At 43.3% G+C, this 21,812-nt stretch carries 18 protein-coding genes and 1 riboswitch; of the genes, 5 read left to right on the top strand and 13 right to left on the bottom strand.

Features of this window, described 5'->3' with window-relative positions:
• Positions 1 to 71: 71 nt before the first annotated feature.
• Positions 72 to 563: a DinB family protein gene (locus tag KOL94_RS01685; RefSeq protein WP_260412367.1), complete on the bottom strand. Its 492-nt coding sequence runs from the start codon at positions 561 to 563 to the stop codon at positions 72 to 74.
• Positions 564 to 670: 107 nt separating this feature from the next.
• On the opposite strand from KOL94_RS01685, the gene KOL94_RS01680 reads away from it, so the two are divergent.
• A complete protein-coding gene (locus KOL94_RS01680) occupies positions 671 to 1,294 on the top strand; it encodes a class I SAM-dependent methyltransferase (RefSeq protein WP_221563509.1) in 624 nt (207 codons plus the stop codon).
• A gap of 149 nt (positions 1,295 to 1,443) precedes the next feature.
• Here the strand turns inward: KOL94_RS01680 and KOL94_RS01675 are convergent, their stop codons facing one another.
• The 9 genes from KOL94_RS01675 to KOL94_RS01635 form a co-directional block, all read right to left on the bottom strand.
• Positions 1,444 to 3,252, bottom strand: coding sequence for an IucA/IucC family protein (locus tag KOL94_RS01675; RefSeq protein WP_221563507.1), 1,809 nt, complete (start codon positions 3,250 to 3,252; stop codon positions 1,444 to 1,446).
• Positions 3,253 to 3,276: 24 nt separating this feature from the next.
• Complete coding sequence (locus tag KOL94_RS01670; protein WP_221563505.1) at positions 3,277 to 4,482, bottom strand: MFS transporter; 1,206 nt, start codon at positions 4,480 to 4,482, stop codon at positions 3,277 to 3,279.
• Positions 4,461 to 5,807, bottom strand: coding sequence for a lysine N(6)-hydroxylase/L-ornithine N(5)-oxygenase family protein (locus KOL94_RS01665; RefSeq protein ID WP_221563504.1), 1,347 nt, complete (start codon positions 5,805 to 5,807; stop codon positions 4,461 to 4,463). Before KOL94_RS01665 ends, KOL94_RS01670 begins: the two co-directional genes overlap by 22 nt.
• On the bottom strand, positions 5,770 to 6,369 hold the full coding sequence (locus KOL94_RS01660) for a GNAT family N-acetyltransferase (RefSeq protein ID WP_260412165.1): 600 nt from the start codon (positions 6,367 to 6,369) through the stop codon (positions 5,770 to 5,772). The genes KOL94_RS01665 and KOL94_RS01660 overlap by 38 nt, the downstream gene beginning before the upstream one ends.
• Positions 6,359 to 8,140: an IucA/IucC family protein gene (locus KOL94_RS01655; protein WP_221563502.1), complete on the bottom strand. Its 1,782-nt coding sequence runs from the start codon at positions 8,138 to 8,140 to the stop codon at positions 6,359 to 6,361. Before KOL94_RS01655 ends, KOL94_RS01660 begins: the two co-directional genes overlap by 11 nt.
• Complete coding sequence (locus tag KOL94_RS01650) at positions 8,137 to 9,657, bottom strand: pyridoxal phosphate-dependent decarboxylase family protein (protein WP_221567551.1); 1,521 nt, start codon at positions 9,655 to 9,657, stop codon at positions 8,137 to 8,139. Before KOL94_RS01650 ends, KOL94_RS01655 begins: the two co-directional genes overlap by 4 nt.
• Positions 9,658 to 9,699: 42 nt before the next feature.
• On the bottom strand, positions 9,700 to 11,052 hold the full coding sequence (locus tag KOL94_RS01645; RefSeq protein ID WP_221563500.1) for an aspartate aminotransferase family protein: 1,353 nt from the start codon (positions 11,050 to 11,052) through the stop codon (positions 9,700 to 9,702).
• A gap of 281 nt (positions 11,053 to 11,333) precedes the next feature.
• A complete protein-coding gene (locus KOL94_RS01640; protein ID WP_221563498.1) occupies positions 11,334 to 12,650 on the bottom strand; it encodes a TrkH family potassium uptake protein in 1,317 nt (438 codons plus the stop codon).
• A 15-nt stretch (positions 12,651 to 12,665) separates the two neighbouring features.
• Positions 12,666 to 13,331, bottom strand: a complete 666-nt coding sequence (locus KOL94_RS01635) for a potassium channel family protein (RefSeq protein ID WP_221563497.1) — start codon at positions 13,329 to 13,331, stop codon at positions 12,666 to 12,668.
• 129 nt (positions 13,332 to 13,460) lie between these two features.
• Positions 13,461 to 13,612, bottom strand: a riboswitch (cyclic di-AMP (ydaO/yuaA leader).
• Between the two features lie 462 nt (positions 13,613 to 14,074).
• Between KOL94_RS01635 and KOL94_RS01630 the strand changes: the two genes are divergently transcribed.
• The gene (locus tag KOL94_RS01630) at positions 14,075 to 14,878 is read left to right on the top strand and encodes an MBL fold metallo-hydrolase (RefSeq protein WP_221563495.1); all 804 of its coding nucleotides are present in this window, start codon (positions 14,075 to 14,077) and stop codon (positions 14,876 to 14,878) included.
• 209 nt (positions 14,879 to 15,087) lie between these two features.
• Here the strand turns inward: KOL94_RS01630 and KOL94_RS01625 are convergent, their stop codons facing one another.
• On the bottom strand, positions 15,088 to 15,651 hold the full coding sequence (locus KOL94_RS01625; RefSeq protein ID WP_221563493.1) for a beta-class carbonic anhydrase: 564 nt from the start codon (positions 15,649 to 15,651) through the stop codon (positions 15,088 to 15,090).
• Positions 15,652 to 15,814: 163 nt separating this feature from the next.
• On the opposite strand from KOL94_RS01625, the gene KOL94_RS01620 reads away from it, so the two are divergent.
• From KOL94_RS01620 to KOL94_RS01610, 3 genes are all read left to right on the top strand, one after another.
• Positions 15,815 to 16,387 (top strand): LOG family protein, encoded by a 573-nt coding sequence (locus KOL94_RS01620; protein WP_221563491.1) that lies wholly within the window; start codon positions 15,815 to 15,817, stop codon positions 16,385 to 16,387.
• A gap of 185 nt (positions 16,388 to 16,572) precedes the next feature.
• A complete protein-coding gene (ltaS, locus tag KOL94_RS01615; RefSeq protein WP_221563489.1) occupies positions 16,573 to 18,501 on the top strand; it encodes a lipoteichoic acid synthase in 1,929 nt (642 codons plus the stop codon).
• Positions 18,502 to 18,993: 492 nt separating this feature from the next.
• Positions 18,994 to 19,743 (top strand): DUF4396 domain-containing protein, encoded by a 750-nt coding sequence (locus tag KOL94_RS01610; RefSeq protein ID WP_260412163.1) that lies wholly within the window; start codon positions 18,994 to 18,996, stop codon positions 19,741 to 19,743.
• Between the two features lie 39 nt (positions 19,744 to 19,782).
• Here the strand turns inward: KOL94_RS01610 and KOL94_RS01605 are convergent, their stop codons facing one another.
• Positions 19,783 to 20,391, bottom strand: coding sequence for a class I SAM-dependent methyltransferase (locus KOL94_RS01605; protein WP_221563487.1), 609 nt, complete (start codon positions 20,389 to 20,391; stop codon positions 19,783 to 19,785).
• Positions 20,392 to 20,416: 25 nt separating this feature from the next.
• Positions 20,417 to 21,730 carry an MFS transporter gene (locus KOL94_RS01600; RefSeq protein ID WP_221563486.1) on the bottom strand — a complete coding sequence of 438 codons (1,314 nt, stop codon included), beginning with the start codon at positions 21,728 to 21,730 and terminating at the stop codon, positions 20,417 to 20,419.
• Positions 21,731 to 21,812 lie beyond the last annotated feature (82 nt).

Here is a 21,812-nt window from a genome sequence, read left to right as displayed (position 1 = left end):
GAACTCCAGTAAATGGAACGAATTCCCCTGGGTATTCCACTTCCGTACCACCACCGAACGTTCTATCACAGTTAATGAACACTGCCTGAATTATTGACATTGAAATCTCCTTCGCGAGTTAAAAAATCTTCAACTTGCTTTTTATGATGCAGATCGTGCTCGATCATCCCCTCAATATATCCCTTGATTGTAATCGAATTCTCTCCAATCTTGAACGGGGCTTCCAGTTGCTCGCGAGGCAAACCTTGAATGAAAAGACAGATCTCTATTCGGGACTGGATGAACATCGAGATGATCTCTTCCCTGCTTATCCCGGAACTTGCGTAGTCCCCAGCATTTTTGTTCATCTCCTCTACATCAGCTCTTTTGAAGTCTTTGCTTTCTAATTTTAATAATCTTTCAGTATAGATGAATCGATCCCAAAAATAGAAGTGGCTGATGATTTCACCGGGCGACCATTTCCCTTCATCCATCGGCTTAAGCCATAATTCAACTGGTATACTGCGCAAACAACTAACCCACTCACACATTTCCTCGAATGTTGAAAGCCACTGTGGATGCATATTCACTTTTGCCGCCTCCCCCATTTTTAAAAATACACTACCCCCATCTTACCAAAATACGGTAATATCGTGTATATTGAAAAGTAAATTGAGAGTAGGAGAAATCAATGAACAATTCATGGAATAAAATCATTTATAAAGCAGCGTCGCCGATCTATGATTCGATCTTTAATGCTGGGATGTTCCGTACCGCTCGTTCGAACGTTTTTGATGCTGCCACTTTTCGTGATGAATCCGCCGTTCTTTTTGCAGGAGTGGGGACAGGAGCTGATTTGGAGTTGATTGATTTGGACCATTTGCACATCACGGCTATAGATTATTCGCGTGATATGTTGAAAAAGGCTGAGGTCAAATTCAAGGATAGCCACATCCGATTTTTAGAAATGGATGCTCAGAATCTCTCTTTTAAAGAAGAGACATTTGATTATGTCGTCGCGAGCTTGATTCTATCAGTCGTACCAGATCCTGGAGCTTGTTTTCGAGAAATGGAGCGAGTGCTTAACAAGAATGGTGAATTGATCATTTTCGATAAATTCACACCTCCTGATGGAAAAATATCGTTCGGGAAAAGGTTGATCAGACCGATCATCTCAGTGCTCGGAACAGATATTGGCGTAGACTTTGAAGATGTGTTTCAGAAAAATAACCATACGATGATGAAAATAGAGGATAGACCGGTTATGATGAACGGCATGTACCGTAAAATCGTGTTGAAGAAGCACTACGAGTAGACGTCTTACATGATACGGGCTTCTTTTTCTTAAATTTGGTACAAAATCTCCTAAATTAAGTCTTTTTAGAAAAAGCCCCTTTCATATCGCAGCTAGAGAAAATCTGTCTAATAGGAAAAACCACCTCCTAACAGAGGTGGTTTCTTCACTTATTTTTCAATCAATTCAAACTGTGCTAGCGCATTGTTCACTTTGCCGTATTCGGATGCGTGCGGGCGGTCGTCGCCTTCTGCATATCCGTAGTCGACCATGCGGTTCCGGTTTAGGCACAGTTTCGTCAACTGAGGCTTAAAGAAGTCGAACAAACGGTAACGCTCCTCTAATTCCGGAAACATCGCCTGGTATCCACGAATCGATTGTGCAAGAAGCTCCCAGAACTTCTTCTCCTCCATCAATCCATTACGTACAAGCACATTTGATAAATAGCGCAAATGACAGATGAACAGCCCTGTGAAAACAAACTGAGTTAAACCTTCAGGCGGCTCACTCCGTAACACAGCCTTCAGATCATCGGCCAATTCAGAGAGCTCTTCAAATGGCTGATCACTGATATTGACATCATCGACGAAATCCTTCACCGCCAACCGATGCGGTTTGTGATCTTTCAACACCAGAATCGTATTCTGCCCATGCGGTGAAAACACCGTGCCGTATTGATACATGTAATGGAGCAACGGGTTCATAACCGTCTTGAAGAAATCTTTCATCCATTCTTCCGCCGTCAAACCGGAAGACTCGATCAAGCTCTGTACGAATGGCTTTCCGTTTTTATCAATATGAGTGAGAGCCGCCAGTGTAATCGCCTGCTCTCCATCTTCCAAATACGTATAAATGCTTTCACGCCATATGACCCCGAGCATCTCCAAGTATTGATAAGGAGCATGCTTCAACGCTTCAAATTGAGGATGACCATAGTTGATACTCGCAATCTCTCCAGGCAGAATCACCTGGCATTCGTCTTTTAAAAATGCATCCTTCTCATAGATCCCTTTGATGAACTCGGTAATTCTCGGTGCAATCAACGTTCGCTCTGACGGAAGGCCCCGATAGACAAGCGTGTTCAGGATACTCATCGGTACTTTCACATGATGCTTCTCCTTGTCAGTCTGATTGGCGAACGTCCGAATCGATTGCTGCGGCAGGTAAACGTCATCCCCTTCACCTAACGCTACAATACGATTCTTAGCGAGCTCTTCTACAAAGGTTTGGATGATGATATTCTTCCATTGCCATTCATGGATCGGCATGAAGAAATAGTCCGTCTTCTCCACTCCTTTATCCGCTAGCACTTGCTCAAAACGCTCAACTTCGGCATCATTCAGCTCATCTGCCAGCACGTGTTGAAAAGCAAGCCCTTCAACGGATTGGAAGGTTGCACTTTCCTTGTGGACGGCAATCCATAGCAGTTTCACTTGCTGCTGGTTTTCAGGTGCAAATGCGACATAATCATCATAGCCGAACCCGATCCGCCCTTTATTGTATGTAATCCAGGGATGACCGCTCATCTCACCTTCAATCATGCTGTAATCTTCATCTACCAATTCATCGGATGTTTTTGAATCCTTCGCGAGCAGATGTGTATCTGCAAGCAATGTATGGTTCAATTCTTTGATCAGATGACCAGCTGTCTCTGCAGACATTCCGATATTCGGCTGGATATCCAGTAAAAACTCGATTGCACTCTTTGCATCTCTCCAGGATCCATCCACAGTGACTTCGATCGACGCCGCATCTACGTCTAGACTGTCGAACAATCGCGGCTGTGCTTTGAACCTATACTTTTTATTCTCAGATACAGGTAGCTCGTACACTTTCCAATCAGAATTCTCACCGATTACATCAGGATGGATCATATCCTCATACGTATACTCTGCTAACATCTTCGCAAGCAGATTTTGATTGGCCACGAGCCAGTTCTTTTCCTTCAAAACACGTTCAACTTCCTTGCTGTATATCATGTTATCCCTACTTTCATTTGTGATTTATCCTACATTCCGATGATTTTCCTCTTCTGCTATCCTTTTCTCTTCTTGTACACCTGCTTTACTATAAATCGTCAGCAAAACGAGACCTAAATGAATGGCAGCCGCCACACCTGCAAAAATGAAAGGATGTTGCAGCGAATGGCTTTCCACAAGATAAGTCGCACTTAACGGCGCAAGCAATAGTCCCAGATTTTGAAAGGCAGACACGATTCCATATTGATAGTGCACGTTCCCGCCGCGCTGAAAAAGGACGATTTCCAGGCTCGCCTGACAGATTGCCAACGACACCCCGAACAGACACCTGAATAAGATGAACACCGGTATCGTCACCACGAATCCTTGTACAAACAGGCTGATGAACAGCGTGATCCCAGCGATTTTATATAAGAACGGGAGCTTATCGGACTTGCACTTCATGATCAACGGTGCTGCTACAACGGCCATGAGACTCGGAACCAAAAACAGCAAGCTGCTCGTGAATACTGAAGTATGCAGCTCCCGTTCTGAAAATAACGTGAAAAATGGCCTGATGAGTGTCACTGAAAAATGGAGCGTGAAAATGATAAGCGCCATCTTCATGAGAAAACCGAAACTGCCAACGCGGTTACCTGTCGTATCCAAGTCTTGCGGAACAGCAACATACGCTCTCAACCTTTTAAAAATGAAAAAGCATACGATTGCCTGCACTGCATCCAATGTTGCTGCCCACCAGAAAACGATGAGCGGATCCTCAAGTTGGATCACCCAACTGCTCGCAAGTGTCGCCACGATCACGGACGATTGAAAAACAGCATGGTACAGCCCTGTGACACGTTTTCTGCCTTTTCCGGCGTGCTGGAGCAAAATCGTGTACAATAAAAGGTAACTGCTTTTAAAAAACAACAGGCAGATCGAGAATACGAGAAATTGCATTTCCGTCTGTGACGTCGCCATGAGCACACACGCGATTGCCGTTCCGGTTTGGCCGATCAGCAACAGCCGTTTGGCATTGTACCTTTTTGAAAGCAAGCCCCAAATCGGTGAAATAAGTACGACGGTCAATCGGCATAAAAACACGTACATTCCTGTGAAGCCCAAGTCTTTTATTCCGAATACTTTTTCAAAGAACTGCGGATAGAATGGGGATAATAAGACTTCTGTTCCGACAAACAGAAAGATGCAACTGAACAGGATGAATGTGTTTAAACGTTGGCCGGCATACATGAAGTTTCCATTCCGAATGTCTGGAATACATTTTTCGTCCTGACTGGATACACTTCCGGACCGGCCATGGAATTAATGATGACCGCATTGCGGTGAGCACCCAATCCGAGGTCCGGTGCACCAACACCATGTGTGTGCAGCTCACCATTCTGTATGAAAATCTTGTTACACATCGGTTGGTTCATTTTCAATTCATAGTTTTCTTGAATCTGATAGCGACCGACATCATCCCAGTCGATCAGGTGACCAATACCATCCAGGAAAGCGGGAATAGTCGGTTGATAGCCTGTTCCGAGTATGACCACCTCGGTTCTTTTCGTAATCGTTTCTTCTGTCAGGCGATGGATCAGCTCCAGCTCCCAGCTTTGATCGGTTCTGCGGAGATCGGACGCTTCCGTCATCGCTTGCAGGCGGATTTCCGGTGTTTCCCCACCGACGGTGCGCTCATAAAGAAGGTCATAGATATCGGCGATCGTCTCTGTGCTGATCCCTTTGTATAAGAGGTCCTGTTCTGCAATCAATCGGTCCTTTTTTAATTGCGGAAGCTTGTAAAAGAAATCGGTGTAATCTGGTGAGAAGTATTCGAGACCAAGCTTCGAGTATTCCATTGGGAAAAAGCCCTTCGAACGGGTGAACCAATCCAAGGAATAATCAGCTTGTTCCTGCTCTTTCGCCAGATCATAGAACACCTCCGCTGAACTCTGGCCTGAGCCGATCACCGTGACTGATTCAGCTTCTAAGCAACGTTCCTTATGTTTCAAAAATTCCGAAGAATGGAAGACGGTTTCGCCAAGATGCTCTTTCATGAAAGACGGCACAGACGGTGAAGTTCCGATTCCAAGCAATAAATGCCTCGTCTGGTATGTTTCAATTGATTGTCCGTTTGTATTTAATACGTCGACTTCATAAATTTCCTCTCCATTTTGTTCGAGCGCTCGGACTTGTTCAACACTTCTTCCAAATAGGCAGTTATCCAGTTGGTCCACCACCCATCGGCAATAATGGTTGTATTCTTTCCGTGGGATATGGAACTTCTCAAGGAAATAAAAGTGATACATCCGATCATGCTCTTGTAAGTAATGGAGGAAGCTGTATTTACTGCGTACATCTGCCATGCTGACAAGATCAGCGAAGAACGGTACCTGAAGGGTTGTGCCGTCAATCAACATCCCAGGATGCCAATTGAATTCATCCTTCTTTTCAAAAAACAGTCCGTTGATTTCAGGTACTTCTTCTAAAAGTGCAGCCATACCCAGGTTGAACGGACCGATCCCGATTCCGATGAGATCATGAATGTGTTTCGGTTTTTCCACTGTTTCTGTCATACTGTTTAAGCCTCCTCTCAAAAACGTCTCGATGGCAAAACATCAACAATCCTGTTTTGTCAGGTAATTCGATCGGTTTGACAGGTTCGAATCCGCATTGTTCAAACACATGAATCATTTTTTCATTGCGGATGTCAGGTTCAGCGATGACCTTTTTCGTTTCAGCTACTTGGAACTGGAAACTGACCATCGCTTCAAGAAAAGGAAGGGCGTACCCTCTACCTAGGTAATCAGGCTCTCCGATCAATAGATGGATGCCTTGATCGAACGTTTCCGCTTCATAGCATTTCTCTACGACATCTCCTTTGACCCAATACGCTTCCCAATAGCTTATCGGGACATCATCCAGTTTTCCTAAGTAAAGGGTTTGGTGGTCATCATCCAATGCTTTCCGCAAATGATCCATAAATTTTTCTATCGAATGATTCAACTGCCAGAACGGGATGACGTGCTCTTCATTCATCCACTTATGAATCCGATTGAGGTCTCGGTCATAGTCGACTTTTTCAAACGATATCCGCTTTTCGATTCTCTTGTCGAAATGGTTGTAGCTATTTTCCATAAACCAGTCCCACCTCTTGTCCGATTGGATTTCGGATCATGGTATAAACCGATTGTGTTTCCAATGAACCGACAAGCTCATCCATATCGTGAAAACGAGTCAACAGATTCGCTTTACAAGGTAATACAGGCACATTGATCAGACTATCGATCAAACCGACAGCCGTACCTTTATTCAGGTGTTTTTCCAATCTGGATCTGAGAAGCTGCAATAGCTTTTCCTCTGTAATCAATCCGCTTACGCCGAACCCGTTAATTAGTCCGAACAGATGATTGATGAAGAAATAATAACGAAGACGTTCTTCTGCTACTTCATCACTGCAGATTGTATTGCTTTTACGATTCAGATCCGGAAGATGGGTGACGAGCAGGTCCGCCTTCGATTCGCTATAGTAATAGCCCTGGTTATCGCGATAATAGAACGTTCCAGGATAACCGCCGTCCAGTTTGAGCACTGAATTCTGTTGATGCGCTTCGAGCGCAATCCCATACGTTTCATAGAGCCATAGAATTGGATCGAGCGAGATTGAGAGATACCGGTCGAACCAATCCAAACTTACTTTTACTGTACTTCTTCTTTCCTGGTGTGCAAGGTCTTCGATGACAGCCTGGATTCTTGTCTTCTCGCCATATGGATGATCCTGGCACAGCCCGGCAATCAGACTTGCATCCTTATCATTCTCGTAAAATGGGTTTTCCCGGATGATGACCTCGAAACCGGTAGAATCCCCGTCCAAGTCAAGATTCAAGTAAGCAGGATCCTCTATGATATGGAACCTATCAAAACGTTCCCGTAAATCCTGGCCGATCTTCGAATCTAGCAGTCTTGAAACTTCCACACCCCGGTCAAGCTCTTTTTTCTGGCTGACACGCAGTGAATTCGTGATTTTGATCGGTACAGAAAATTTGAACATAAATTTCGATTCCTTGCTGTAAACCGTGCGGAATGATGAGGTTGCTGTAAATTTTTTGCCCAATGGCCCGATGTATGCAAGCAATCCTTTTGTAAGCAATGATTGCACATCTTCACGTTCGATCAGATGCTTTGCCTGCAATGGGTGAGCTGGCAAGAAAACATCTTCCTCCTTGTCTGTCAGGCGATTTGATTGCCCCGATTCCTTCAATTCTTCTCTTATGATGGTGGCAGCACTGTTTTCCAAGCTGGAATCCTGAATGACAATCGATGGATGTGCCCTGAAATAATGCAGCTGGAATTCTCCTTTCAACTCAGGAGAATAGAGATATTCCTCCTCTTCTGAGATACCTTGCTTGCTTTTAGAAGTCGGATGCATCAAGTGTCCGAATAACAAGGATTGTTCCGCTTCGATATAGGAGAAGTTCGCATCAGATAAACGTTCGGCATCACTTAAACGTGCTTCGATGTATTTGGTTACGTTTCGGCTGCTTAAAATCACCCGCAACATGAATTCATCTTCTGCGTCCTCACGCTTCTGTTCAATCAACAGCTCCTTCGTGATCAACGAAACGAGCGTGATATAGTCCAACGGATTCACCGCCTGACTCCCGGCGTTTCGATAATAGATTGGAAAGGTGAACAAATGTCGGCCAGTCAAAGACCAATATCGGACGGGAATGATCACTTCTATAGCTTGGTTTTGAAGAACACATTTAATTGTCCTGTCTACCTGCTGGTCGGTTAAGTAATCTCCCAGTTCATTTTCAACCTCCTCAAAATTCCCTGTTTCTCTCAGGTAGCAGTTCAGAAAACTTTGCATGGTAGCTTGTTCAGCAATGGTTTTATGGTTTTTCAATGGTTCATCCCCCATTTACTTGTTTGCATTTTTCCGTATTGTTCAATCAACGTCAGAATCTCTTTGATATCCTTTATTGTCGTTCGAGGATTCAGCAATGTGAATTTCAAATACGTCTTTCCATCCACAGTAGTTTTCGCCATGATTGCTTCACCACTTTCAAGCAGTGTTTTTTGGATGTTCTTATTGAGTAAGTCCAGATCAATCAGCCCATCTGTGATCGGTTCATATCGGAATACGACAGCATTCAAGACTGGCTTCCGATTCAGAACTGTGAAGCCGGCTCGATGGTGAAGCTCCACAGCGGTCGAATATGCGAGCCTGAATGTATGATCAATCATTTCGCCGAATTTTTTCGTGCCGACCATCCGCAACGACATCATCAACTTCAAAGCATCGAAGCGTCGTGTCGTCTGCGTCGATTTCGTAACAAGGTGCAGCATGCCATCTTCTTCATCTCCACTCGGGTTCAAGTAATCGGCGTGATGCTGGATATATCGGAATGACTGTTTATCCTTCACTAAGAAAGCGCCACAGCTGATCGGCTGATAAAAAAGTTTGTGAAAATCGACTGTGACCGAGTCCGCCTCTTCAATCCCAACCAGTTTGTGAAAATGACTTCGACTCAGGATCAATGCGCCACCGTAAGCCGCATCGACATGGAACCAAAGGCCATATCGCTTCGCAAGTTGCGCTGATTCTTCCATGGGATCAATGCTGCCGAAATCAGTTGTTCCACAGGTAGCCACGATTGCGAAAGGCAATAATCCGTCCACTTCAAGCTGTCTCAACTTCTCTTCCAAGTCATGCATACACATCTGTTGGTGCTCATCCGTGTTGACGACAACCACTGCATTTTCCCCTAAACCTAGCTGGGATGCTGATTTTTTCACGGTAAAATGAGCATGCTCAGAACAAAGGATCCGCAGCTTATTGGTTTGTGAGGGCAACCCATCTTTTTGGACATTATGGTTCCAGCGTTCCCAACAATAATGGTCCCGCGCAAGCAGCAATCCCATGTAATTCGATTGTGTACCTCCGCTCGTAAACGTCCCATCAGCCTGTTTGCCATAACCAAACTTCGGCAGAATCCAGCCGATCAGCTCATCCTCCAGATAAGTGGCTGCTGTACTTTGATCCCAGGAGTCCATTGATTGGTTGAAGGCGGTGATGATCATTTCAGCCGCAATAGACGGAAGCAGTGGTGGACAGTGTAAATGTGCAATGCTTTTCGGATTGCTGATGTTGATATTGCTTTTTAGAAGTGGTTCCTGGATCTCTTCGAGGAGTTCATACAAGGTTTCGCCATTTTCTGTTGCAAGCTGGAGTCTTCTGACTTCCTCTTTGATTTTGTCGGGTGTTTTTCCAATGTAAGGTTTCGATAGATCCGAAAACACTTCAGTCAGTTTCTCTGTCACCAGCTGACTTGCATGTTGATAGGCTGCTACCCCTTCTTCTCCACCATGGAAAAAGAAGGAGTTGAAATCGTCAGTGCTTTGCTCAACCGTTTCTTCCATCCGCAATGCAGTAGGTTTGATCACTTTTGTAATCATCCGGCATCACCGTTGTCCCAATACTGCCGTTACGGCATCCTTAAATATCGCCGCCACTTCATCAATCTGTTGTTCCGTGATGATCAGCGGAGGAAGGATGCGGACAACAGCGCCATGACGACCCCCGACCTCAAGGATCAATCCCCGTTCGAAGCACTCACGCTGGATTTTACTTGCTAGCTCCGGAGCTCCTGGATAACTTCCATTCGGTGCCTGAGTTTTTTCAGGGTCGACCATTTCAACACCAAGCATCAGCCCGCGTCCCCGGACATCTCCAATTTCCTTGAATTCTATCTGCAAGTCTTTAAGCTCGGCTTGAAGCTTGTCCCCCACACGATCAGCATGCTCAGAGAGATTGTTTTCTTTGATATATTGGAGCGTTGCCGTTCCTGCTGCCATCGCCATCTGATTCCCTCTGAACGTCCCGATATGCGCACCTGGTCCCCATTGATCCAGACTCTCATCATAGATGACGACGGACAACGGAAGGCTGCCCCCGATCGCTTTAGAAAGGACTACAACATCCGGCACGATACCGGCATGTTCGAAAGCAAAGAATTTACCTGTACGGCCGATACCGGTTTGAATTTCATCAATGATCAATGGAATGCCACGTTCTTTTGTGATCCTGCGCATTTCCTGAAGCCACCCAATTGGGGCTGGGACCGATCCGCCTTCCCCTTGGACAACTTCTAAAATCATCGCTGCTGGTGGTAAAATTCCGCTTTCGGGATCATCGAGAAGATTTTCGATGTATTGGCTGCTGATTTCATGTCCCTCTTCCCCTTTGACTCCGAAAGGGCAACGGTACGTATAAGGGTAAGGGAGAAAGTGCACATCTGGCATCAAGCCTTGGACACGTTCTTTCGGACCAAGATTTCCACTGATCGCCATCGTCCCATGCGTCGACCCATGATACCCACCCTGGAAGGATAAAATCGAGCTTCTGCCGGTCGCTGTTTTTACGAGTTTCAAGGCAGCTTCGATCCCGTCTCCACCAGTTGGACCACAGAATTGAATTTTTGCACGATCTTTCAATGGCTCAGGAAGTGAGGAAAAGATTTCATTGACGAATTCCTCTTTAACAGGTGTTGTGAGATCCAGTGTATGTAACGGTCGCTTATCCCGGATCACCTGCTCCATCGCTTCAATGACAACCGGATGGTTATGCCCGAGTGCAAGCGTTCCTGCACCAGCGAGACAATCGTAATATCGTTTTCCCTCGACATCCGTAACAAAAATACCTTCCGCCTCTTCAATCGCAATCGGAATCCTGCGAGGATAAGACCGCGCATTCGACTCACGGCGCTCCTGTTGTGCTAATATAGATCTATTTGATATTTTCTCCATTACTGTCATATGAATCTTCCTTTCTTTTCAAGTCTTATTGATAATGATTTTCATTTGCGATACAACTACACTAATTGAAAATGATTATCATCGTCAATGATGCTTGAGAACTATTCTCAGTTAATCACTCGTCATTTCATTTATTTTCTTTGATCCAAAAGTCCCCGTTAAATGCTGAGTGTATTTCACATAAAAAAGACACTGCCTATTTGAACAGTGTCATTCGTTCCTTAAAGGATATTTGATTAGATGGAAAGTTAACTAATCCAAAAGTCCCGCTATCACTGGAGTCATCCTGCGAGAATATCTTCTTTCGGATATCGTATATTCTCAACACTTTGTCGTGCTAATGAGAATGCTAACGTCAACGGGCCGATCTTTCCAATGAACATCATGAGAATAATCACAAGTTTACCGATGACTGTAAGCTTAGAGGTCAATCCCATTGATAAGCCGACAGTGCCGAATGCTGAAAAGACTTCAAAGATGACAGTCAGAATCGGTGCTTCCCTTTCCGTGATACTTAACAGAAGGATTGCTGTAAAAATAAATGCAAGACCAATCGTTGAAATTGCTAACGCTTTTACTAGAAGATGAGGATCGATCGTTTTCCGCATGATGACGATCTCATACTTCCCTTTCAAAAACGTGAAAACCGCAAAACAGATGATCAGGAAGGTCGTAAGCTTGATTCCCCCGGCTGTTGAAGCACTTCCACCACCTACGAACATGAGAAGCAACATCAAGATGATCGATGGATCTTCCATATTGCCAATATCCAACGTGTTGAATCCAGCTGTGCGGGGTGTGACAGCCTGAAAGTACGCTGCGAAAATTTTGTCACCAGTTGCCAACGGTCCAAGAGTAGCTGGATTATTGAACTCGAAAATGAAAATGGTCAAAAAAGCAATCAGATTAATAATGAGTGAACCGATAAGCATTAGTTTTGAATGAAGACTCAAATGGCGGAATTCACGCTTTGCCCAAAGATCCGACAACACAGTAAAACCGATCCCACCTGTAATGAATAAAAAGGTGATGATGATATTGACGACTGGATCTCCGACATACCCCATCAAACTATCAGACCAGATTGAAAAACCTGCATTATTAAAAGCAGAGATGGCATGAAAGATACTTGCATACAAACCTTGACCCCATCCCATTTCTGGTGCCCATCTTAGAGTCAAAAAGACAACAGCGATCGATTCGATGATGATTGAAAAGATGAAAAGCCTTTTGACGAGCAGAATGACCCCGCCCACCGTTGTCTGGTTCAGTGCTTGTTGCACATACATCCGTTGCCTCATACCGATTTTTTTCCCGATCATCATGAAAATCAAGATCGCAAAGGACATGATTCCAAGCCCGCCAACCTGAATCAGAAGCATGATGATAATTTCACCGAAAACAGAATAAGCAGTTCCCGTATCTACCGTAATCAGACCGGTTACGGTCATCGCAGATGTCGATGTAAAAAGGGCATCTGTCCAACTGATCGGCTCATTACTTGCGAATGGCAATTTCAACAGGAATGTTCCAAATAGGATGAATGACAAGAATACAAAGACCAAAAACTGCGGTGGAGTCAGTTTGATCTTCGTCATGAATCCCCCCATAATTTACAATCCTTTCTCCTCAAATCGGTTCAAGTTTGTGTTCTTACCTATGACGATAAGCGTATCTCCTTCCTCTAGCCGTACTTCCGCATCAGGAGAGATGATGACTTCAACTCCTTTTTTGATCCCGACGATCGTGCATCCATATTTCGAGCGGATACTTAGATCTGCTAGAGATTTTCCATTCACTTTTTTCGTAGCGCTTATTTCGACAATACTATGATCTGGTGACAATTCGATATAGTCGATGATTTTTTCTGAGACGACATGATGTGCGAGTCGTTTTGCGATATCCCGCTCAGGATGGATGATCCGGTCTGCCCCGATTTTCTCCAATACCATGCGATGATATTTTGATTGTGCTTTTGCCCAAACCGTTTTTACACCGATTTCTTTTAAAACCAAAGTTGTCAATATGCTCGATTGGATGTCATCTCCGAGCGAAACGATGACGAGATCGAAATTCCGGACACCTAGTGATTTCAAGACTCCTTCGTCTGTCGAGTCAGCTACCACTGTATGTGTTGCTAATGATGAATAAGCATCAACTTTATCTGCATTCCGGTCGATCGCTAGAACTTCAGCATTTAATTCCGCAAATTCTTTACATAAGCTTCCTCCGAAGTTTCCTAGACCGATCAAACCGATTTGTTTCTGATTGGTAGCCATGACCATTACCCCTTCTTAGCTGTTATTCTTATAGTGCTTCATTTCACCATGGACTATGTTGAAATTTTTACATAGAAAAAACCACAGAGGCAAAATACCTGTGGTCATCGTATTATGATCACAAGTTCACCATCCTCTCTTCAAACGCTTACGAGGTTAGCTGTCGGGTTCGGGCGTAAAGAGTCGCCCTACCTTTCTAACAAAGGATTCACCCCAAGTGACGTTCCCGCCACATGAAGATTGGTTCCCCCGCTTCATTTAGAATTCAGCGATTAACGAATTAAGAACTTTAAATTAAGATGCCCCTAATATTACTCCTGTCAGTTAGAGGATGTAAAGTATCAAATAATACCATAAAGATTGTTTAAAGGCTATTTTTCTCTAAAATTACAATATATCTCCTATTTGCTAAACACAGGTGCGATTTCCTTTTGTTTTTTGCAATTTTGACGCTGTTGATGAAAAATTAGTCCCGTATAGAATCGTAGCGGACACCAGAGCGCTTATTTGTGACAAATAGCAGGTTTCCCAACATTTAACGGACACCACTGACCTTATTTGTACAAATCCCCAATGATTTCCTCGTGATTTCGGTATATAACGTCCCTGGTGTCCGGTAATTTTAATAAACATGACGTTTCCACTTAAATAAGGTCTCCTGTGTCCGTTAAATCCATTAAGAGGATTTTTCTATTCGCTATTGAAGTGTAATATATAATTCAACAATAGGGAGACGATCATACATGAAACAATCAAAGCACGGAGATGTAGAAACCCTGCACCTGAAAGCTACCGCCGGACAAATGTACTTGAATTATTATCTTTTTTATGTAGATGGATTATTGGTCGATACCGGACCGAGCAGCTGTCAGGAAGAAATTATACCTTTTTTGCAATCGAAAAAAATCAACAAGGTCGCACTTACCCATTTCCATGAGGATCACACGGGCAATGCGAACTGGATTGAAACGGAGTTAGGTACTGAATTGTTCATTCATCCGATGTCAATCGAACTTTGTAAAAGAGATGGGGTCTATCCAGATTATCGGCATGACTTCTGGGGACCACGCAAAGCGTTTCATGCCAGACCAATTCGAACGAGCGTTCAGTCAGATAACAGCACCTGGGAAGCGATCCATACTCCAGGTCATTCACGGGATCATCTCGCTTTTTTCAATCATGAAACGGGAATCCTTTTTTCAGGAGATCTATTCGTGACACCTAAACCGAAAGTCTGCATGTGGCAAGAATCTGTGCCAACCTTGATGGATTCGATCCGAACGGTGCTTTCCTACGATGTTAAAGAAATGTTTTGTGCACACGCCGGGTATGTTCCGAACGGAAAAGAAATGCTTCAAATGAAATTGGATTATCTGATTGAAACGAATGAAAAAATCAAACACCTGCATCAAAATGGTTCTTCCATTGAAGAAATCAACCAGCAGTTGTATCGTAAAGAATCCCCAATCACACACATCTCCAAGAAAGAATGGGATTCTGTCCATTTTGTTCGCTCGCTGGTCGAAGATGAACCGTGTTTGAAGTGAAATTTAAAGGAATTTTTGAGTTTTAGAGATAATGCAAATCCAAAACTTTTTACAGCCGAAATGCAAGACTTTACGGACCAAAAATATCGATTTTACGACCAAACGGTTTTTTTGCAAATGCAATCAGTGTTAGGCTTTTCGAGTTCCTATGACCAACAAATTGAAAAAGGCTGAGCCACATCAGGATCAGTGGTCAGCCTTACATTAATTCATCTCTCATATCCATCAACGACTAAGTCGAGCTTCCCGGTATCTGGTGCAATGACCAGACCATGCACGGGAATGTCACCTGGAAGTAATGGGTGGTTGCGTACCATATCGACGCTGTTTTGAACGCTTTCTTCGACACTATCGAAGCCGCTCAGCCATTTTTCAAGGTCAAGTCCTGAATGCTTCAACGTATTGATCGTGTCTTCAGAGATTCCTCTCTCTTTAAAGTGGCCGATCATTTTTTCCGGTTCAATGCTGCTCATGCCGCATTGATGGTGACCGATCACAAACACTTCATCGGCATTCAACTCATAGACCGCAACGAGTAAACTTCTCATCACACTTCCGAACGGATGGGAAATGATCGCTCCTGCATTTTTGATCAACTTGAAATCACCATTACGCAGGTTCATAGACCGCGGGAGCAATTCAACGAGTCTCGTGTCCATACATGAAACGACGACCATGCGCTTATCTGGAAGATTTGACGTCTTGTAAGGTTCGTACGCTTTTTCTTCAATGAACGATGAATTATAGTTCAGGATTTCATTCAATAATTTCATAATAAGTCCCTTTCTGTGTAAAATTAGTCTAGTTTCACTTATAAATAATATATAGGCAAACCTGATGAATTTCAAAGATTGAGACTGAATGTTGTTCTTATTCGTCTTGATTTTTATAAAATAGGTATAACCAGTAGAATTGCTTATAGGGGGTAAAAGCGATATGTATAAGTTTTCATCAATCTGTGTATTTTGTGGATCCAGCTTCGGGACAAGCCCGGTCTATCGGGAACAAGTTAAGAAATTGGGGAGTCTCTTGGCAGAAAATAAGGTCAAGCTTGTCTATGGCGGCGGTAACTCTGGTTTGATGGGTGAACTTGCCCATGCTGTCATGAGCAACGGCGGCGAAGCGACCGGAATTATTCCTCGAAAAATATATGAGCAAGTCGATCATTTGGAGCTATCAGAACTGAAAATCGTGGATACGATGCACGAACGGAAAGCATTGATGTACGAACTTGCAGATGCATTTATTGCGCTTCCAGGTGGAATCGGAACGATGGAAGAAATGTTTGAGGTTATGACGTGGAATCAACTCGGCTATCATTTAAAACCGCTTGGGCTCTTTAACATCGATCATTACTACGATCCTCTTCATCAAATGCTCTATCATATGTATGATCAAGGTTTTGTAAAAAAACAACATCTTGATCAGACTGTTATCCAAGAAAATGCTGTCGAACTTTTACAAAGATTGAACCAACAGGAAGTCACTTCGATCGATAAATGGGAATGAATTAGCAACAACATTGGAGGATCCATCGAGTCCTTCTTTTTGGTTTCTTATTTTTTCCATATCCTCTCTTTTCTCCTACTTCATACGAATGGTTTATATTATGATGTAGAACAAGTTCGTTTACAGCTATAAAGAGCTGGGTAATGTTTATTAATATTTTAATATCGTCTTAGTAGGTGAAAAGTATGGAACAAATGAATAAAGACTGGAAAAGCTTTTTCAATAAACCCTTTTCGTTATTTTTTATAGCAGTCCTATTGTTTTGGTTGAAAACGTATGTCGTATATCAAATCGAATTCGAATTAGGGATCAAAAATATATTACAATCATTTCTGTTGCTGATTAATCCGATCAGTTCAGCGTTATTGTTCTTCGGAATCGCTTTATTGATGAATGGGAAACGCAGAAATTGGACGTTGATATTCATCAACTTCCTATTGTCTTTCCTTTTATATGCAAATGTTGCATACTACCGATTCTTCAATGATTTCATAACGTTACCGACAGTACTTCACACCAATAGTGCAAGTGAACTCGGTGACAGTGCATTGGCTCTGATGAAGTTCAGCGATGTCCTGTATTTTCTCGATACGTTCATTCTTCTTGGATTGGTATTATTCAAAGTCACAACACACCATACACCGATTCCAAGGAAAAAAGTTGGTTTAGTCTTCATTTCCGCTATCTTGATTTTCTCAACAAATCTCGGTCTGGCAGAAATGGATCGTCCGCAACTGCTCACCCGTTCATTTGATCGGAACTATTTGGTGAAATACCTTGGACAATACAATTATCAAATCTATGATGCCATTGTAACGGCGAAATCATCTACTCAACGAGCTATGGCAAGCAGTGATGATCTGTCTGAAGTAGAGGAATTCATCAAGGCAAACGAAACACCACCGAATGAGGAATACTTCGGTACAGCAAAAAATATGAATGTTATCTACATTTCGTTGGAATCCTTACAAACCTTCATCATTGGTGAGAAAATTAACGGCCAAGAAGTCACACCATTCTTGAATAAACTGACGAACGACCCGAATACGTTCTATTTCGATAACGTCTTCCATCAGGTAGGGCAAGGGAAAACGTCAGACGCGGAATTTATGATGGCCAATTCCCTCTATCCTTTACCGAGTGGAGCTGTATCAATGGAAAAGGCACAAAATACGTACCAGGCACAGCCTGCGATATTAAACCAGCATGGGTACACGACCTCCTCTTTCCATGGGAATAACAAGACATTTTGGAACCGTGATCAAATTTATAAAGCATACGGAATCGAGAAATTTTTTGACTCGGAGTATTATGACATGAACGATAAAAATGTTATCAACTATGGGTTGAAGGATAAACCGTTCTTCAAGGAATCCATTCCGTATCTGAAAAACCTGAAGCAGCCGTTCCATGCTAAAATGATTACATTGTCGAATCATTTTCCATTTAAAACGGATGAAGGGGATGTTGTATTTCCTACTCCTGAAACCGATGATAATGTCGTAAATGGCTATTATCAAACCGCCAATTATATGGACCAGGCACTCAAGCAATTTTTCAATGATCTAAAGGAAGCTGGATTATACGACAATACAATGATTGTCATGTATGGAGACCATAATGGAATCTCTACCAATCATAATGAAGCGATGGAAAAGGTGATTGGCGAACCGATCACACCATATAAGAACGCTCAGCTTCAAAGAGTTCCGCTTTATATCCATGTTCCAGGCGTGGAAGGGAAACAAGTTCATAAATATGGCGGACACATCGATGTACGTCCGACCGTGTTGCATCTTCTAGGAATCAAGGATGAACCGTTTCTCAATTTCGGTTCAGATATGCTGTCACCTCAGCACAATGAAAACGTACCATTCCGGAACGGTGATGTAATTACACCAGAGTATTCTTCGGTCAGTGATAAATGCTACGACAATACAACTGGAGAAGTCGTAGCGAATAAAAATTGTGAGGATGCAGTACAATTCGGTAGAAAAGAACTCGAACTATCGGATAAAATCGTTTACAGTGATTTGCTGCGTTTCCACAAACCAAAAGGGTTCAAGCCAGTAGCCCCTTCCGATTATGATTATAATGAAGATCAAACCAAATAAAGGAAACTTGGCAAAGCCAAGCCATAGCGCAGGCTGACCCTTATTTGCCCTTATTTTGAAGAAAGGATTTATACTTTCTTCAAATGTAAAACTGACAAGACCTCCGTTCTCATCTTTTATGATGAGGGGAGGTCTTTTTCCATATGTGTTGTGATTTTATGAAAAGACTCTGTTGGTTTTAATTGTTGATTTCTGCGAAATTTACTCCCTTTCCGCGGGCAAACGAAAAGCGGCGACCTGTCTAGTCACGTAGGTCACTGGAAAACTGACGAGGAGGCTGTGGTCGCCGCAGGAGGTTTGAAGTGATCCAAGTGACTGGTCGCTGAGCTAGACAGCACCTCCACGGGTCTCGCCTGGACCGCTTTTCCCGCAGGAGTGTCGCAAATTTCGCTTAAAATCAACAAAGTCCTTTAACAGAACCTTTGAAAAATGTGTTGCGATATATACAAACCCATACAGGACAGCCAGCAACACCGTTTAATCAACACCTCGATGGGGTATTTTTTATGTAGTATGGTTGTACAGGAGGGTTTCGTTATTCTATTAACCGTCATTTCCTTTATCGCAGTCATCCTCGGTATCTTATCTGCACTTTTCATCTTGATCGATGTCATAAAAAAACCTCAACCGATGGGAATCATGAATATCGTTTGGCCGATCAACGGTCTTTACTTAGGGCCACTTGGCATTTTGGCTTATTGGAAAATTGGCCGGGCCAAACAAAAAGAACACTACCACGAAGAGCATGATAAGGATAATCATGAACATATGCACGGAGATAAACCGCGTTGGAAAGGTGTCTTCGTTTCTACAAGCCATTGTTCAAGTGGCTGTGCTTTCGGTGACGCAGTCGGTGTTCCGATTGTAACAATGACTGGTTTGACAATCGCCGGCTCTGTCCTTTTTTCACATTACACGGTTGAATTCATCCTTGCTTATCTGTTTGGGATATTCTTTCAGGTCTTTTCTATCGTTCCGATGAGCCGGAAAATGGGAGAGAAAATAAGCTGGAGAAAAGGATTCATACAAGCGATAAAGGCCGATACTTTAGCTTTGATCGCCTTTGAAATTGGAATGTTCGGCTGGATGGCAATCGTTCATTTCTACTTATTTGCCCAACCTCCAAAGCCAGATACGATGACATATTGGTTCATGATGCAGATTGCAATGCTCCTCGGAACAGCGACAAGTTTCCCGGCAAATTGGCTGCTCGTCAAGAAGGGCATCAAACACAGCATGTAAAACTGTAAGAAAGTGCTGACTTCAACTGTCAGCACTTTTCTATTTCACTGGTTTGGCCCATATGAAATAAAAAAATCCTGCAAGAGCCCTCTCCACTTTCACCACTTCCAGTTGTTCAGATGCTTTTACATATCCAAGAATATCTCGATTCTGGTGGCAGCCAATCATTTTATAAGCAAGTGGATCAATTCCCTTCTGCAGTCCTCTCAGCAATCGATTCGTACTTTTCCCATGCTCAAGCATGAGGATTTTACCATCCGGTTTGCACCATTTCCCGAATCGGTTCAACACTTCGACAGGCTTTTCATATGAACAAAACGACAGCGATGAAACAATGGTATCGAAGCGATTTTCTTCGAACGTAACCGTTTCAACGTCAGCTTGCTTCAACTCGATCGGAAAAGGAAAACGTGCCGTGACCTTGCTTGCTGCCTCCAGCATTTCGCTACTGAAATCGATCCCGGTCAACGCAGTTACATTTTTATAAAAGGGAAGGTTCAGTCCTGTACCGATTGCTACCTCCAGGACCTCCCCTTCTGCACCAGGAATGATCCATCTACGGAACCTCGCCGTCGGGTCTTTTTTCTGCATTTTTTCATATTTTTTTGCCTGCTTATCGAACTTCCTGATATGCGCGTGTTTATCCAAAACGTCTCCCTCATTTCATCTTCTTTTAACCATTTTCTGGTTTCGGAAGCATAAAGCTCATTACCGCCGCTGCGATTAGGACGAGGATCGAATAGATGAGCGACTGCTGGTAGTTCCCTGTCATGTCATACAGCAAACCCGGTAAATAGGACCCAAGCGCTGCACCGATCTGGTGACTGAGGAAGATTCCCCCGACTACCAGCCCAATGCTGTAATTTTTAAAATAATCGGTAGCCAGCTTGATCGTTGGAGCGACAGTTGAAAAGTCGACGATTCCAAACGAGATGCCGAAAATGATTAATAATACCGGATTTTGGTGAAGGACAGCGGTCAGATCTGAAAATCCAGCGATGATTAACAGAAATATCAGAGTCAGTCCCCGGATACTATACAAGTAACCGAGCATTTTTCTGCAATCCCATTTATCTGAAAAATAACCTGATATTATCGTACCAGCGAAATTGAATGAAGCCAATAATCCGATTGTCCAGCTGATGACGGTATTGGATACACCGTGATGCTTGGAAAATGGAATCAAATGTGTATCGATTAAACCGCTTGTCGTCACCCCACATACGAAGAAAGGAAGCATAAGAAACCAGAACTCTTTCTTTTTCAACACTTTTATAAAAACGAAAGAACCCCTTGCATGGACTGGAAGTTGAACCGTTTTAGCAGGCTGCTTGACGGTGTATCCATAAGGTTGCAATCCTATTTCTGAAGGCTTGTTCTTCAATAGAAACACGATCAATGGCAGGAAAATAAACATCAAAAACAATCCATAGGCTAAAACCGTCGTCTGCCATGTCGTCCAGCTTATAAAATGAAGTGTTGAGGGCACTACCAACAGCTGTCCAGCAGCCGTACCGGCTGACAATATCCCAAGAGCCAAGCCGCGTTTTTTCTGAAACCAATTGGATATGACCACAGTCCCTGCCACCTGTGACGCCCCGCCGAAACCAATCGAAGCAAGAAAACCGTATAGGAGGAAAACTTGCCAGGGATAAGTTGTAAAAGTCGTAAACAACATCGCTGAGCCGACGAATATCACACTGATGGTAAATATTTTCCTTGGACCCACATGATCGGTGATTTGTCCCACGACTGGTTGAGAAATGCCATACACCATATAACTGACCATCCCGATCATCGAAATTAAACCACGGTTTGTTTGGAAAAACGTTTCCCATGGCTGGATGAACGCACCAAATGATAAACGGATTCCTTGGATAGTCAAAAGTGTCAGAAACGAAAGCGCAAGAATCACCCAGGCATAATGAATTTTTTTGTTCGTTACAGGTTGGTGCTGTTGGTTCGTTGATGCTGTTGGACTTTTCATCGTATCACCTCCATCTGGTTTCAGCATAATCCAATTATTAGGCCTCGGGAAGAATCATTATGATATAATCGCTATAACAATT

The sequence above is a fragment of the Alkalihalobacillus sp. TS-13 genome, assembly GCF_019720915.1.
Lineage (GTDB): Bacteria > Bacillota > Bacilli > Bacillales > Fictibacillaceae > Pseudalkalibacillus.
This window is presented reverse-complemented; position numbering and strand designations above follow the sequence as displayed.

Excerpts from the sequence above, each read along its gene's own strand:
- KOL94_RS01675 (WP_221563507.1), bottom strand. The coding sequence starts at position 3,252 with ATGATATACAGCAAGGAAGTTGAACGTGTTTTGAAGGAAAAGAACTGG.
- KOL94_RS01630 (WP_221563495.1), top strand. The coding sequence starts at position 14,075 with ATGAAACAATCAAAGCACGGAGATGTAGAAACCCTGCACCTGAAAGCT.
- KOL94_RS01680 (WP_221563509.1), top strand. The coding sequence starts at position 671 with ATGAACAATTCATGGAATAAAATCATTTATAAAGCAGCGTCGCCGATC.
- KOL94_RS01645 (WP_221563500.1), bottom strand. The coding sequence starts at position 11,052 with ATGACAGTAATGGAGAAAATATCAAATAGATCTATATTAGCACAACAG.
- ltaS (WP_221563489.1), top strand. The coding sequence starts at position 16,573 with ATGGAACAAATGAATAAAGACTGGAAAAGCTTTTTCAATAAACCCTTT.
- KOL94_RS01600 (WP_221563486.1), bottom strand. The coding sequence starts at position 21,730 with ATGAAAAGTCCAACAGCATCAACGAACCAACAGCACCAACCTGTAACG.
- KOL94_RS01620 (WP_221563491.1), top strand. The coding sequence starts at position 15,815 with ATGTATAAGTTTTCATCAATCTGTGTATTTTGTGGATCCAGCTTCGGG.
- KOL94_RS01660 (WP_260412165.1), bottom strand. The coding sequence starts at position 6,369 with ATGGAAAATAGCTACAACCATTTCGACAAGAGAATCGAAAAGCGGATA.
- KOL94_RS01610 (WP_260412163.1), top strand. The coding sequence starts at position 18,994 with ATGGGGTATTTTTTATGTAGTATGGTTGTACAGGAGGGTTTCGTTATT.
- KOL94_RS01665 (WP_221563504.1), bottom strand. The coding sequence starts at position 5,807 with ATGACAGAAACAGTGGAAAAACCGAAACACATTCATGATCTCATCGGA.
- KOL94_RS01685 (WP_260412367.1), bottom strand. The coding sequence starts at position 563 with ATGCATCCACAGTGGCTTTCAACATTCGAGGAAATGTGTGAGTGGGTT.
- KOL94_RS01635 (WP_221563497.1), bottom strand. The coding sequence starts at position 13,331 with ATGGCTACCAATCAGAAACAAATCGGTTTGATCGGTCTAGGAAACTTC.
- KOL94_RS01650 (WP_221567551.1), bottom strand. The coding sequence starts at position 9,657 with ATGGAAGAAACGGTTGAGCAAAGCACTGACGATTTCAACTCCTTCTTT.
- KOL94_RS01625 (WP_221563493.1), bottom strand. The coding sequence starts at position 15,651 with ATGAAATTATTGAATGAAATCCTGAACTATAATTCATCGTTCATTGAA.
- KOL94_RS01640 (WP_221563498.1), bottom strand. The coding sequence starts at position 12,650 with ATGACGAAGATCAAACTGACTCCACCGCAGTTTTTGGTCTTTGTATTC.
- KOL94_RS01670 (WP_221563505.1), bottom strand. The coding sequence starts at position 4,482 with ATGTATGCCGGCCAACGTTTAAACACATTCATCCTGTTCAGTTGCATC.